The 13,253-nt window shown below is 55.8% G+C and carries 13 protein-coding genes and 1 pseudogene; 9 read left to right on the forward strand and 5 right to left on the reverse strand.

What is annotated here, in order from left to right; translation table 11 throughout:
• The first annotated feature begins 3 nt into the window (after window positions 1–3).
• Together HGO41_RS07510 and HGO41_RS07515 are read left to right on the forward strand one after the other, a co-directional pair.
• Entirely contained in the window at window positions 4–981 is a 978-nt protein-coding gene (locus HGO41_RS07510) for an SIS domain-containing protein (protein WP_121019409.1), read from the forward strand.
• An 11-nt stretch (window positions 982–992) separates the two neighbouring features.
• Complete coding sequence (locus HGO41_RS07515) at window positions 993–1,805, forward strand: PfkB family carbohydrate kinase (RefSeq protein WP_250980928.1); 813 nt, start codon at window positions 993–995, stop codon at window positions 1,803–1,805.
• Between the two features lie 119 nt (window positions 1,806–1,924).
• Here HGO41_RS07515 and HGO41_RS07520 read toward each other — a convergent pair whose 3' ends face one another.
• Window positions 1,925–2,464 carry a DUF2058 domain-containing protein gene (locus HGO41_RS07520; RefSeq protein ID WP_013575216.1) on the reverse strand — a complete coding sequence of 180 codons (540 nt, stop codon included), beginning with the start codon at window positions 2,462–2,464 and terminating at the stop codon, window positions 1,925–1,927.
• Between the two features lie 224 nt (window positions 2,465–2,688).
• Between HGO41_RS07520 and HGO41_RS07525 the strand changes: the two genes are divergently transcribed.
• Window positions 2,689–2,877, forward strand: a complete 189-nt coding sequence (locus HGO41_RS07525) for a YjfB family protein (RefSeq protein ID WP_013575215.1) — start codon at window positions 2,689–2,691, stop codon at window positions 2,875–2,877.
• A gap of 58 nt (window positions 2,878–2,935) precedes the next feature.
• On the opposite strand, the gene HGO41_RS07530 is transcribed toward HGO41_RS07525, so the two are convergent.
• The 4 genes from HGO41_RS07530 to HGO41_RS07545 form a co-directional block, all read right to left on the reverse strand.
• Window positions 2,936–3,940 (reverse strand): isopenicillin N synthase family dioxygenase, encoded by a 1,005-nt coding sequence (locus HGO41_RS07530; protein ID WP_112198360.1) that lies wholly within the window; start codon window positions 3,938–3,940, stop codon window positions 2,936–2,938.
• A gap of 17 nt (window positions 3,941–3,957) precedes the next feature.
• On the reverse strand, window positions 3,958–5,394 hold the full coding sequence (locus tag HGO41_RS07535; protein ID WP_250980929.1) for an amidohydrolase family protein: 1,437 nt from the start codon (window positions 5,392–5,394) through the stop codon (window positions 3,958–3,960).
• Between the two features lie 11 nt (window positions 5,395–5,405).
• Window positions 5,406–6,395, reverse strand: coding sequence for an ABC transporter substrate-binding protein (locus tag HGO41_RS07540; RefSeq protein WP_112151852.1), 990 nt, complete (start codon window positions 6,393–6,395; stop codon window positions 5,406–5,408).
• Between the two features lie 261 nt (window positions 6,396–6,656).
• Window positions 6,657–7,580, reverse strand: coding sequence for a LysR family transcriptional regulator (locus HGO41_RS07545; RefSeq protein WP_112151851.1), 924 nt, complete (start codon window positions 7,578–7,580; stop codon window positions 6,657–6,659).
• 214 nt (window positions 7,581–7,794) lie between these two features.
• Here HGO41_RS07545 and HGO41_RS07550 point away from each other — a divergent pair, with 214 nt between their 5' ends.
• From HGO41_RS07550 to HGO41_RS07575, 6 genes and pseudogenes are all read left to right on the forward strand, one after another.
• A complete protein-coding gene (locus HGO41_RS07550; RefSeq protein WP_250980930.1) occupies window positions 7,795–8,769 on the forward strand; it encodes a PDR/VanB family oxidoreductase in 975 nt (324 codons plus the stop codon).
• A 20-nt stretch (window positions 8,770–8,789) separates the two neighbouring features.
• Window positions 8,790–10,070 (forward strand): annotated as a pseudogene (locus HGO41_RS07555) (amidohydrolase family protein).
• Window positions 10,060–10,521, forward strand: coding sequence for a RidA family protein (locus tag HGO41_RS07560; RefSeq protein ID WP_126124785.1), 462 nt, complete (start codon window positions 10,060–10,062; stop codon window positions 10,519–10,521). The pseudogene HGO41_RS07555 and the gene HGO41_RS07560 overlap by 11 nt, the downstream one beginning before the upstream one ends.
• A 29-nt stretch (window positions 10,522–10,550) precedes the next feature.
• Entirely contained in the window at window positions 10,551–11,432 is an 882-nt protein-coding gene (locus HGO41_RS07565) for a creatininase family protein (RefSeq protein WP_112151848.1), read from the forward strand.
• 82 nt (window positions 11,433–11,514) lie between these two features.
• On the forward strand, window positions 11,515–12,429 hold the full coding sequence (locus HGO41_RS07570; RefSeq protein WP_223509501.1) for an ABC transporter substrate-binding protein: 915 nt from the start codon (window positions 11,515–11,517) through the stop codon (window positions 12,427–12,429).
• A complete protein-coding gene (locus HGO41_RS07575) occupies window positions 12,426–13,253 on the forward strand; it encodes an ABC transporter ATP-binding protein (RefSeq protein WP_013575205.1) in 828 nt (275 codons plus the stop codon). Before HGO41_RS07570 ends, HGO41_RS07575 begins: the two co-directional genes overlap by 4 nt.

The raw sequence follows: 13,253 nt of genomic DNA on the forward strand, positions 1-13,253 counted from the left end.
TTTATGAATACTTCAGCAATTATCTCCTCTCTTATCGAACAGCGCTTCCTCCCGCAGGGAGGACTGAGCCAGGTGTTTCTTGTGGCCTGCGGCGGGTCGCTGGTGGATATGTATCCGGCAAATTATTTTCTTAACAGTGAGTCGACGGCTTTACACAGTTACATGATGACCGCAAACGAGTTTGTTCATGCCGCACCAAAGACATTAGGCCCTCAATCCCTGACGATTGTTTGCTCACATGGCGGGAATACCACAGAGTCTGTCGCGGCGGCCAAACTGGCCCAAAGCCGGGGCAGCGTTACGGTGACACTGACGCACAATGAAAATGCAGACCTTATCGGCTTTTCAGACAGTAACTTGCTTTATGCCTGGGGAGATGACAGCCAGGTGATTAATAACCCGATGGCAATCATTTTGAGTCTTTGCGTCGAAGCCTTGCAACAGACCGGGGGTTATGCCGGATATGCCGATTTCCAGGCAGGCATGGCGCAAATTGATGGGATTATCTTCCGGGCCAGACAGCAGGTTCAGGCGCGCTGCGCCGCCTTTGCTGAGCGCTACAGCCGGGAATCACTTTTCTACATTCTGTCCAGCGGGGCTTCCTACGGACATGCTTATGGTTTTGCCATATGTTCATTAATGGAGATGCAGTGGCTGAATGCGGCATCAATTCATAGCGGCGAATTCTTCCATGGTCCGTTTGAAGTGACAGATATGAATACCCCCTGGATCCTGATGATGAACGAAGGCCGCACCAGGGCACTTGATGAAAGAGTGCGCGATTTCCTTCGGCAGTACGGAAATAAGGTGGAAATTGTGGATGCAAAAGAGCTGGGGCTTGGCGTCATACCCGCCAGCGTGGTGGAGTATTTTAACCCCGTCCTCTTCTACAGTGTTATGTGCGAATATCGCGCGGCATTAGCGAAGATACGTCAACATCCGCTGGAAACACGACGATACATGGGACAGGTCGCTTATTAGGAGATGACAACATGAGAGTACTTGGCCTGGGCGATAACGTGATTGACCGGTATACCCATACAGGTATCGGTTATCCGGGAGGAAACGCGCTTAACTTCAGTGTGTACGCCCGCTTATTATCCGCAAATGCGGCGTATCTGGGCGTTTTCGGCGACGACAGCGCGGCAGAACATATTCGCCGCGTCCTGGCAGCAAGGGAGATTGATACCTCTCATTGCCGGGTCGTACCGGGTGAAAATGGTTATGCCAGTCTGACCGTTGATCAGGGGGAGCGACGGTTTATTGACTCCAACGCCGGGGGGATCCGGCAGACGACGTCGATGGATTTTGTGTTAACCGATATGCCCTGGCTAGGTCAGTTTTCGCTGATACATACCAGCGCTTATAGCTATGTTGATGCGCTATTGCCCGAATTAAGTATGCTACCCGGCAGCTTATCCTATGATTTTTCTGATGATTTTGATGCCGGAAAGATAGGCCCGTTATGTCGTCAGTTAGACTACGGGTTTTTCTCATGCGCTGAACGCAGCATGGAAGAAACCCGCGAGATACTGGAAACGGCATGGCATGCGGGATGTCGCCTGCCTGTTGCAACGCGCGGGTCTGAGGGGGCGTTACTGTTCAATGGCAGTATCTGGATCAGTCAGCCATCGGAAAATATCACGCCGGTAGACACGCTTGGGGCAGGAGATGCTTTTATCACGGCTTTTTTGCTGGCGCATGTTAAAGGCGATACGCTGTCCCAAAGCTTGCGTCAGGGCGCCCTTTTCGCAGCAGAGATTTGTTTAACTGACGGCGCTTTTGGTGAGGGCATCCCCTACTGATCGTCTCAGGTTAACACCGGATCCGCGCGGCGGCAGAAAAGTGGCTGTATTCAGACGCCCCGGCAGATGCCCGTAACTGAGTGTCATTATCCGTCACGGGCAGCGCCGGGCAAGCGGAACTACCACATCAAATCATCCGGCACTTTGAAATCAGCATACGGATCTTCTTCATCCTGCTCTTCCTGACTCAGCGCGCTGTTTAATACAATACTGTTGGCATCGCGCTGGGCAATTTTATCCGCAACGCTTGCGGGGATAATGGCATATTGCGTCTCGCCGCTGTGATCAGCAACCAGACGCGCGATGGCAAGACGACCACTAATCAGCTGAGACTGGGTGGTCTTATCCACCACCATTTTTTTAATCAGATTATTATCGGTGAAGTTAAAATCAATATTGCCTGTTGAAATGACGATCTTGTTCATTTCAATCAGTTGCTTCACCTGCGCTTTATATTCTTTAGATAAGGCAGCTTGTTTTTGTTGTTCGCTCAGTTGCTTATCACGCTCCATCTGCGCTTTTTTATTTTCTTCCACCGCCTCTCTGGCCTCGCGCGCCTGAACGCGTGATTTTTTCGCCGTTCTCTGCACTTTGTCCATTTTTTTGCTGGTGACTAATCCTGCTTTCAGCAGTTGCTCTTGTAAGGAGAGTTTTGTCATTTTCATTTCTAAATCCGTTGAATAATTTGCGCGATTATAACCGTAATTCCTGAGGCGATACAGGCTACAGAGCCTTTTCCACTTGCGTGCGGAATCGGGAGCGTCTTTAAGCGGCTGCCAGGTCTGCTGTATTTATCGCTACAGTTATTACGGAAACTGCCGATAACCTTTCAGTTTCATGCCCGCATCAGTTCCTTTTATGTTGTACCGAACAGGAGAACAAAATGGATGTTTCGCAAATTGCATCGCTGGCGACCGGCCTTAATAGTCTGGATACCAGCACTCAGGTCAACAATATCCTGCTGAAAAAGTCGCTGGATAGTCAGCAGACGGCAGTGACCAGCATGATTGACGCGATCCCCGCGTTACCTGCTAATCCGGCAATCGGTCGCAATATCAATACCACCGCCTGACAGAGACAAAAAAGCCCGCGTGAGTAAACTCAGCGGGCTTTTTGTTTTTTATGACCGCTTACCCTTTAGCGAAATTCGCCTGAATACGCTGTTGCAGATAAGCTTCCGCGCTGATGGCCGGATACTTCGCCTGCGGCCCCAGAATTTCGACGTCTTTGTTAGCCTGACAGAAAAACGCCAGACTGTAGCGCGCGCCCTGATATTCGCCGGGCAGCGGACTTCTCACCCGATGGAAGTTTGATGGCAACTGATCGTCGCTCCAGCGCATCAGCATGTCGCCGATATTACAGGTGATCACGTCTTCGCGCGGTTCGATACTGGTCCACTGCTGGCTTTCGCGATCCTTGCCCGGACAAACCTGCAAGCCGCCCTGACCGGGACGCTGGAACAGCAGCGTCAGACAGTCAAAATCCGTGTGCGCACCGGCACGCCACATCCCTTGTTCCGATTGTTCAGTGGCATAGTAGTGCAACATACGCAGCGTACTCTGATAGGTTTGCTGATCAGGATTGTGTGCCTGCTCGAAAAAGTGTTCGGGGAAACCCAGTCTGAGCGCAAAACAGGAAAGCAATTTCATGCCCAGTTGCCAGCATTGCGATTCAAAACTCAGCATGGTGTCTTTAAAGGCTGGCAGTTCCTGTTCGCCCGGCCACAGCGACTCCATCAGCGGACGGGTGATCTGGTAGGACTCTTTCTGATCCGGCGTTCGGGTCGACGGACGTACCTGAGACTTATTTTCCCAACCGGCGTTACGCGCCAGCGGATACTGCGCTTTGACTTCGTCGGGCAGCGAGAAGAAATCTTCTGTCATGCTGAATGCCTGACGGATATCGGCCAGCGCAATGCCGTGATTGCTCACCTGAAAGAAGCCGATTTCCACCGCTGCACGCCAGAGTTCGTCGGCGATCTCACTTTTACGGTTTTCGAAATCTGAAAGATCGATGCAACGCACCTCGCGGGTAAATGTCTCTTCGCCCATCGCGCCCATTCCCGCTTCTTTCTCCAGTTCCTGTAATGCATAGCCTTGTGTTTGAGCTGATGATGTGTGAGTGGATTGTGTCATTTTTTTATCCTTCAGAATCAATTAGGTTGGCCCGCAGCGCGCTGTTGCAGGGTACGAACGGCAGACATTGCCTCATGGCGCATGGCGTCCAGATCGAGACCGGGAATGACGTCGTTTTCGACGATGACGCGGCCATTGATCATCAGAGCCTTCAGTGAGGCGCGGCCGCCGCAGGCCACCGGACCGATTGCCATGTCGTGCAAACCGAAGTAACGCGGGTCGTCCAGCCGGTAAATGGCGATATCCGCCAGCATGCCCACCTGCACGGTGCCGCTCTGTTGCAGGCCGAGGATCTGCGCCCCGCCCGCGCTGCCCCAGCGCACCACGTCTTCGATGGATGCCGCATCGCCGCCGCCCTCAAAGGTGCCGCCGTCATAGCGCGGCTTCGCCAGCATGCCTTTTCGGGCGCGCTGCAACAGCCAGGCGGCATGCGCTTCACTTTGCATATCCGCGGCTTCGTTGGATGCCGCGCCGTCAACACCCAGCGAAACCGGTACGCCAGCCTGTTCCAGCGCCAGCAAATCAGCGATGCCGCTGCCCAGACGCCCGTTACTTTGCGGGCAGTGCGCGATACCGGTACGGGTTTGCCCCAGCATCGCAATCTCCTGCGGCAGTAACTTAACCAGATGCGCAAACCACACGTCGTCCCCCAGCCAGTCGTGTTCCGCACAAAACTGCACCGGCGTCATGTCGAATTTAGCGCGCGCCGCATCGAGATAATCCACGGTTTCTGACAAATGGCTGTGCAGCCGGATACCTAAACTGCGCGCCAGTTTCGCCATTTCACGCAACTGCGCACCGGGCGCAGAATGCAGCAGCGTCGTCGGTGCCATCACCACACGACGCAGAGACGTCGGTTTTGGATCGTGATAGCGGCCAACCAGCCGTTCCATGTCCGCCATATAGTGGTCGAAATTTTCCGGTCGCAGCGCCTGCGGTAAATCCTGCTCAATCGCCCGCCCCTGCGTTGCGCCGCCCCGGCACAACACAATGCGCATGCCCAGCGCCTCCCCTTCACTGAACAGGATTTCCGAGGTATCGAACGGCATATCCGGCCAGTAAAGATAATTGTGATCCGCCACGGTGGCGCAGCCGGAACGCAGCAGTTCGGTCAGGCCGATACGCACCGCGAGGCGAAAGGTGGATTCATCAAACGTGGCGCGAAAGCGGTAAGGCGTCGCGCTTAGCCATGCAGTGAGACTTTTGTTCAATCCCTGCGGTTCGCCTTTGAGCAATGACTGAAACAGATGATGATGCGTATTGACCCAGGCCGGATAGACCACACAATCGCGGGCATCAATCAGGCGCTCGCCGGGCAACGCCGTCAGGGGGCCGATCGCCTCGATGACGCCATTACGCACACGGATATCCGGCCCGGCGTGACGCGCGGCTTCTCCCGGCAGACCGGTGAGGATGGCGTGCGCATTTTTAATCAGTAAAGAGTCAGATGACATGGCAACACTCCTCAGGGTTTAACCTGCATGTGCTCAACAAATTCGGTGGTATACGCCTGCTTCCAGTCGGTATCCGCGTTTAGCAGTTTGGCGTTCACCATGAAATCACGGGTTTTCTGCCAGCGGGCTTCGGTCATGGTGCCCCAGCCCTGCGTCGCCGCGTCGCCGCCATCAATCAGGTGGTGCGCCTGGATTTGCTCAACACCCCAGGCCAGCAGGTCGTCGGTCATCTTCGGGTTATCTTTTTTGATCAGCGCATTACCCGCCGCCGGGTTTTGCAGATAACTCACCCAGCCTTCCATCGACGCCTTTACGAACTTCGCCATCGCGTCTTTCCGGCTGCTGATAAGCTCAGGACGGGTGATCAGAATGCCACCGTAAGGCGGATAGCCGTGCTCCGAGAACAGGAAGAAATTGGATTTCACGCCAGCCTTCTGCGCCTGAAACACTTCAGAGCTGACATACGCCTGTTGCGCCACGTTCCCGTCGGCGACGAAAGGCTGAATGTTGAAGGTATACGGACGAACCTGAGAATCACTGAGCTGATAACGCGCCTTAAGCCACGGCCACCAGGTCGATTGCCCGGAGCTGGACACCAGAATGGTTTTGTCTTTCAGGCCGTCGAGCGACGTCACGGACGCATGCGTCAGTAAACCCTGCGGGTCGAACTGGAAAGGGGCGGCGATAGCTTTGGCCTGAAAACCACGCTGCACGGATTCAAGCAACTGGAGGTCATAACCGATGATCACATCCGCGCGTTTTGACAACAGTAACTGCATGCCGTTGATCTGCGGGCCGCCGGACTGAATACTGACATCCAGCCCGTAACGTTTGTAAATGCCCGTCGCCAGCGCCTGATAATAGCCGCCCTGTTCAGCCTGCGCGTACCAGGAAGTCAGCAGCGCGATTTTCTCATCGGCCTGCGCCGACAGTGAGAAAGCACCAGCAATCAGCGTGCTCAGCACGCAGCAAGACAGGGGAATGCGGGAAATTGACTTCATTGCTCCTCTCCTAATCATCGCCGGAGGGAGGATAAGCAAACGCGGCTCAGCCCCCTGACCGGCTCAAAATGAACCGCGAAATGGTTGCTGAGCAATGTCCCGCGCAGTTGCCTGCACTGACCGCTTCTACTCACGTTTAACTATACAAAAACGATGCCAACTTCGCAGACCCGCTTTCCCTGCGCGTTGTCGGGATAAACAGACATCACACCCTGCAACCTTTGATTCATCACAGAGCGTGAAGCACCAAATCAGTGCAAATCAGTGCCGGTCGCGCCCCGGAGTCTGGATCTGGCTGAATAACATCTCCAGTTGTTTGAGCATCATCGAAGCGGCCAGAGAAAGTTGTCGTGAAGGGGCGACGCACAGGGAGAGCGTGAAGGTTTTTAACTGCGGATCGGTCAGCGGAATAAACTGCAGTTCGTCGCTTTCCACCTCATCCATGATATCGAGCCAGCACAGAATGCCGATGCCCATTTTCTCCTTAATCAGCGAGCGGATCATGTGGATGTTATTCGATACCGCGACCTCATGAATCATGTCGCCGTTGATATTCATCAGCGCCTGCACCGGCTCGGCCAGCATCAGCGGCGCGGCGGGCAGGATAAACGGATATTCCATGCACTGATTAAAACGCACGCCGCTTCTGCCCCCGAGCGGGTGCCCTTTGGGCACAACAACACCCAAATCGATTTCGGCAAAAGCCCGCACCTGCAACTCGCGGGAGCTTTGCGGATTCAGCATCAGTCCGAAATCAGCATCGCCCGACATCAGCGCCTGCTGGATGTCCACGTTGTTCATGGTGGTCAGGGTGAATGAAATGTTCGGATACTCGAGATGCACCTTTTTGAGCATCGACGAGAAAAACTGCCGGTTGATGGCATCAATGGTGGCAATGCGCACGTGTCCGCGCCGTAACCCGCGCAGATCGTCGAGCTGTTCGCAGACACGCGAGAAATCCTTTTTCCAGTTATTGGCAGCATGCAGTAACAGCTCGCCCGCCGCCGTCAGCCGCAGCCCGGTGGGGTGTCGCTCAAACAGCGGCATGGCTAATTCTTTTTCAACCCGCAATATCTGCCGGTCAATTGACGATGCGGCAACGTGCAGGGTTTCCGACGCCTTACGGAACGATCCCTGGCGGGCAACCTCAGTGAAGTACAGCAGAAACCGGGAGAATGCGAACATAATGAGTGCTCTCTTTTATGCAACGGGATGTGCGAATCAAAGCGCTGGACGCAACAGTTTTATAACAATAACGTAGCTTTCATTGCAACGGGAACAATCGTTTCACCGCTCATCAGGCCGGCTCCGCGCAGTAATGCGCGTTAAGACAGCGGGTTATGCGGCAAACGGACCGACTCCCCTTTTTATGAATGTTTCACCAGAGTCAATACGGTAAATGACGATGAAAGATGCCGGATTAATCCCTGTCACAATTAAAACCGCCAATATCAACGGTGTCGGGAATATTTCCCTGCAGCTGGTTGCGCAGCAAGGAAGTTTATTACCGGCTTATTTACCGGGAGCACACATTGACGTTTTTATTCCCGAACTCGGCCCGCGCCAGTATTCTTTGTGCAGTGAAAACAGCAGCGGTGAATATTATGAAATTTGCGTCAAACTGGCGGAACACTCCACCGGCGGCTCGCACTTCATTCATCATCATTTCCGCCCCGGCGATAACCTGATGATCTCGGCACCGCGCAATCATTTTCCGCTGCCACAGGCCGGGCGATATTTACTGTTTGCCGGGGGGATCGGCATCACGCCGTTGCTGGCGATGGCGGAACACCTGGCTGAGCAACAGATTGAATTTGAACTGCATTACTCTGTTTCAGGCAGGGAACACATTGCGTATCTGCCGCGTTTAACCGCGCCTGCCTTAGCGAAACACGTCTTTTTTCATGACAGCAGCGCAAACGATTCCCTGCGCCATAACACGCCACTGAGTTTGTTGCAGCCGGATGAGAATACCCGGGTGCTGGCCTGCGGCCCGGACGGATTTATTCAGCGGCTTAAAGACATTATGCAGACCCATCACTGGCAGGAAAATCAATTATCTTTCGAACGGTTCAGTAATGCGAATCTGAATAATGAAGCCGACAGCCAGGCATTTCATATTCAGCTTAACTCCACCGGACAACGTTATTTAGTCGGCCCGCACCAGACGATTGCTGAAATTTTATTAAGTGCCAGAGTCGATATTATGCTGTCGTGCGAACAGGGTATTTGCGGCTCCTGTATTACTGACGTGATCGACGGTATTCCCGATCACCGTGACTGCGTGCTGACTGAAGAAGAGAAAGCGGAGAACACGCAGATAACGCTGTGCTGTTCGCGATCCAAAAGTCCCGTTCTGGTCCTCGACCTGTAATGTCCACGCGGAGCCTGACGATGAACATTCCCACCCCCGCTGCAACACTTAATGGCATTGCTAACGTTCGCCTCCCCGCGTGGTTGCTGCCCGACGGATGGCCTTTGCAGGCAGGCGAACCGGTGACGGCAGATGTGCGTTTTGATGCAGGCAAAATTGCGTCCGTGACGCCTTATCAGCCAGAACAAGATGATTTGTGGAACTCACACGGCGCACTGGCGCTGCCGGGGCTGGTTGAACCCCATGCGCATCTCGATAAAATCTTCACCCTTGCCCGCAGCCGCCCGTCAAAACCCGGTCTGCTGGCGGCCATTGAAACCCTGCATCAGGACCGTCAGCACTGGACGGCGGCTGACATTCGCCAGCGTGCCGGCTAGGCACTGAGCTGGGCAGCGGCGAACGGCGTGACCCGTTTGCGCACTCACATTGACTGGTTTGACGTGGAGCCACCGCAGGCCTGGCTTGAGCTGAGCGGGATGGCGCAACCGGGTGTCACGCTGGAGCGGGTGGCGCTGGCACCGCTGAGCTTTTTCGCCGATGCCGAAGCGGCTGACCGCATCGCCCGCGCGGTGGCACAAAACGGAAAAGACTGCCTGCTGGGCGGATTTATCCACTCCTCAAACTGGGATCCGGCGGCGATGACCCACCTGATGCACAGCGCCGCACGCTGGAAACTGAATCTGGATTTGCATATCGACGAGGAGCTTTCGCCGGTGGCACACGGCCTGAGCTGGCTGGCGGATTACCTGTCGGAGAGCACATTCAGCGGCCATATCTGTTGCAGCCACGGCTGTGCGCTGGCTTCCGGCAGTGAACAACAGGCGCAGGAGATTTTGAGTGTGCTGGCGGCGCAGCGCGTCACGCTGATTGCGCTGCCGATGACCAACCTGCTGTTGCAGGACGCCGTCACAGGTCGCACGCCGCGCCAGCGCGGTATCACCTTGCTGAAAGAAGCACAGGCGGCGGGCATTCCGATGCTGCTTGGCTGCGATAACGTGCAGGACGCCTTTTGTCCGGCGGGCAGTTATGACCCGCTGGATACGCTGAGCTGCGCCCTGTTCGCGCTTCAGCTTGAAAACGTTTTTGATCAGCAGTCACGGCTTATTTGCGATGTCGGCGCACTGACCGGTGAGGCTCAGAACGCCCTGCCACTTGCGCCCGGCAGCGACGCCACGCTGGTTCTCTTCCCGGGCAGCGACAGCCTGACCTGGCCTTTACACAGCGCGGCCCGTCTGGTTATTCACCACGGCAGGCTGACGCACCAACGTACCTGGAATCAGGAGTTATCCCATGAGTCTTGAAGCGGGAGCGGGAAAACCGCTCGCCAAATATGCCGCGTGGCGTCGTGCCGGTGATTTCGTTTTTCTCTCCGGCATTATTCCCGTTAACCCGCAGACGGCGACCATCGTGCGCGGTTTTCAGGATATCCCCGCCGAAGCACGCCAGCTGCTGGGCGAAACCGGCGAATTCTCGACTGACGCCAAACAGGGGCCGGTTCTGGCGCAAAGCTGGTATGTGCTCGAAAGCATCCGCCACACCATTGAAGACGCAGGCGGGCAAATGAGCGATGTGATCAAGCTGGTGCAGTATTTTCGCAATCTCGATCACTTCCCGTATTACAGCCGGGTCAGAAAACTCTTTTATCCCGGGCAGCCGCCGGTTTCCACCGTGGTGCAGGTCAGCGAAATGCTGCCAGATGCCGGGGTGCTGATTGAGGTGGAAGCCACCGCCTGGTTACCCCAGTCCCGCTAACCCTAAAATGTCCGACCACGAGGCACAGCATGATTAACGGTTATATTCCCGCAGCGCGTTTTCTCCCTTTTCTGAGCTGGACGGCCATTGCCGCCCTGCCCGACAAAGCCAACACCGTGATCGTCTTACCGACCGGTGCGATTGAGCAGCACGGGCCGCATCTGCCATGTTCGGTTGACAGCGTGATCTCCTCCGGCGTGGCGGGCCATGCGCTGGCGCGGCTGCCGGAAGCTATTCCTGCTTACGCTATTCCGCCCATCACCTACGGCAAATCTGACGAACATTTAAATTTCCCCGGCACACTGACCTTAACCGGCGACACGCTGTTGCAGACGGTTTTAGAAATTGCCGAATCCCTGTATCGCGCCGGATTCCGCAAGCTGCTGATGATTAACGGTCACGGCGGACAACCGCAGGTGCTGCAAATGGCTTCGCGGGAAATGCGCCTGCGTCACGGCGACATGATCATGATCCCTCACGACGTGTTCCGCGTGCCCAACGTGGAAAATCAGTTCCTGAGCGCGCAGGAGCAGAAAATGGCGATGCATGCCGGTCACAGCGAAACCGCTGTAATGCTGGCGCTGGCACCGGAATGTGTTCACATCGAACATGCCGTCGCCAATTATCCGCCGGAATTCCCGTGCCCGACGCTGTCATCGGGACGCCCTGCCGCTGCCTGGGCTTCCTATGATTTTGGCCCGAGCGGCGTCATTGGCGACCCGACCGGCGCAACCGCTGAACAGGGCCACGCGATCCTCGATTCGCTGGCGGCAAGCTGGGCGCAGGCGATCACCGAAATCCATCACATGCAATGGAAAGCCCGCAGCGAGCCAACCTGGGGAAAACACCACTGGAACGGCTTTGTGCAAACCAGCTTCACTCCTCCTTCGTCTTCTCTGGCCTCTGAATAAAGGAATTCTCAAGATGAAAATACAGCGTCCCTTCACTTACAGCCTGCTGGCCGTGCTGCTGGCCGGGGTTTCCACCACCAGCATGGCGGAAGAGAAATTTACCTTCCTGACCAACTGGTACGCGCAGGCGGAGCACGGCGGTTTTTACCAGGCGCAGGCCAAAGGGTTGTACAAAACCGCCGGTCTGGATGTCAGCATCAAAATGGGCGGCCCGCAGGTCAATGTGATGCAACTGATGGCCGCCGGACAGGCTGACTGTACGCTCGGCGACAACGGTCAGGCGCTGGAAACCTGGCAGGCAGGCGTGCATGCGGTGACCGTCGCGACGGTATTCCAGCATTCGCCGACGGTGTTTATCAGCCACGACAAAGTGGAGAAAGGTCAGGAACTGAAAGACAAAACCTTCCTGCTGGCCACCGAGGCATATACCTCTTTCTGGCCGTGGGCGAAAAGTGAACTGGGGCTGGGGAGTGCCAAAATCCGCCCGTACACCTTCAGCGTGCAGCCGTTCCTGGCAGACAATAATCTGGTGCAACAGGGTTATGTCACCTCCGAACCTTTCTCGATCGAAAAAGGCGGCAAACCGTTCTACGTCTACATGCTCAGCGACTGGGGTTACCCGCCGTACGGCAACTCGATTATCTGCATGGCGGATACTGTTAAAAAACGCCCGGCAGCGGTGGCCGCTTTCGTGAAGGCCTCGATGCAGGGCTGGAAGGAATACTTGCAGGATCCGGCCGCGGGCAACCAGCTTATCACTCAGGCCAACCCGCGTATGGGGGCAGACCAGATTGCCTTCGGCATCGCACAGATGAAGAAGTATGAGCTGGTGACCGGCGGCGACGCACAAACCGGCGGTATCGGCATCATCACTGAACCGCGTCTGAAAAAGACCTGGGACATGCTGGTGAAAAACAAGCTGATCGACGCGGATAAAGTGCCGTTTGAGCAGACTTATACCCTCGACATGATCAAAGACGCGAAGGTTATGCCATGAATTCAGCCCCCAAACTGACCGTGATGAGCGATGTCCGCTCAGCCAATCCGCCACCCGTGCCTGCCATCGAAGTGCTGTCGGCGGAGAAAATTTACAGCAACGGCACCCGCGCCCTTTTGCCGGTCAATCTGACCATCAATCAGGGTGAATTCGTCACCCTGCTCGGCCCGTCGGGCTGTGGCAAAAGTACGCTGCTGAAAATGGTCGCCGGGCTGACGGAACCCAGCGACGGCAAACTGGTGCTGTGGCGGCGCGACAGCCGTGAAAAAGCGCAGGTGCCGCTGTCATTCGTGTTTCAGGAAGCCACGCTGATGCCGTGGAGCAACGTGCAGAACAACGTGCGTTTGCCGCTGGATCTGGCGGGCGTGCCGCGAGCCGAAGCCAATACCCGCGTCAGTGAAGCACTGGAACTGGTAGGACTGGGGAAATTTGCCAAAGTCCTGCCGCGCGAACTGTCAGGCGGCATGCAGATGCGCGTCTCCATTGCCCGCGGGCTGGTGACGCGTCCGAAACTGCTGCTGATGGATGAACCTTTTGGTGCGCTGGATGAAATCACCCGCAACAAGCTCGACAGCGATCTGCTGCGCCTGTGGCGGGAACAGGGGCTGACGGTGGTGTTCGTCACGCATTCGATTCACGAAGCGGTATTTCTGTCGCAGCGGGTGATCATGATGGCCGCCCGTCCGGGGCGGGTAGTGGAAGATATCGCCATTAACGAACCCTTCCCGCGCAACGACGATTTCCGCGTCAGTCCGGCATTTTCACGCTATGCGAAGCAGTTGCAGGACAGCCTGCTGCAAGCCAGCCAATCGGGTATGGAGTAA

Origin of the sequence: Rahnella sp. CG8 (genome assembly GCF_023701875.1) — a bacterium.
GTDB lineage: Bacteria > Pseudomonadota > Gammaproteobacteria > Enterobacterales > Enterobacteriaceae > Rahnella > Rahnella aceris.

What these genes read in the sequence shown, in the direction of transcription:
- HGO41_RS07525 (WP_013575215.1), top strand. Translation starts at nt 2,689, where the DNA reads ATGGATGTTTCGCAAATTGCATCGCTGGCGACCGGCCTTAATAGTCTG.
- HGO41_RS07520 (WP_013575216.1), bottom strand. Translation starts at nt 2,464, where the DNA reads ATGACAAAACTCTCCTTACAAGAGCAACTGCTGAAAGCAGGATTAGTC.
- HGO41_RS07560 (WP_126124785.1), top strand. Translation starts at nt 10,060, where the DNA reads ATGAGTCTTGAAGCGGGAGCGGGAAAACCGCTCGCCAAATATGCCGCG.
- HGO41_RS07530 (WP_112198360.1), bottom strand. Translation starts at nt 3,940, where the DNA reads ATGACACAATCCACTCACACATCATCAGCTCAAACACAAGGCTATGCA.
- HGO41_RS07540 (WP_112151852.1), bottom strand. Translation starts at nt 6,395, where the DNA reads ATGAAGTCAATTTCCCGCATTCCCCTGTCTTGCTGCGTGCTGAGCACG.
- HGO41_RS07550 (WP_250980930.1), top strand. Translation starts at nt 7,795, where the DNA reads ATGACGATGAAAGATGCCGGATTAATCCCTGTCACAATTAAAACCGCC.
- HGO41_RS07510 (WP_121019409.1), top strand. Translation starts at nt 4, where the DNA reads ATGAATACTTCAGCAATTATCTCCTCTCTTATCGAACAGCGCTTCCTC.
- HGO41_RS07535 (WP_250980929.1), bottom strand. Translation starts at nt 5,394, where the DNA reads ATGTCATCTGACTCTTTACTGATTAAAAATGCGCACGCCATCCTCACC.
- HGO41_RS07515 (WP_250980928.1), top strand. Translation starts at nt 993, where the DNA reads ATGAGAGTACTTGGCCTGGGCGATAACGTGATTGACCGGTATACCCAT.
- HGO41_RS07545 (WP_112151851.1), bottom strand. Translation starts at nt 7,580, where the DNA reads ATGTTCGCATTCTCCCGGTTTCTGCTGTACTTCACTGAGGTTGCCCGC.
- HGO41_RS07565 (WP_112151848.1), top strand. Translation starts at nt 10,551, where the DNA reads ATGATTAACGGTTATATTCCCGCAGCGCGTTTTCTCCCTTTTCTGAGC.
- HGO41_RS07570 (WP_223509501.1), top strand. Translation starts at nt 11,515, where the DNA reads ATGGCGGAAGAGAAATTTACCTTCCTGACCAACTGGTACGCGCAGGCG.
- HGO41_RS07575 (WP_013575205.1), top strand. Translation starts at nt 12,426, where the DNA reads ATGAATTCAGCCCCCAAACTGACCGTGATGAGCGATGTCCGCTCAGCC.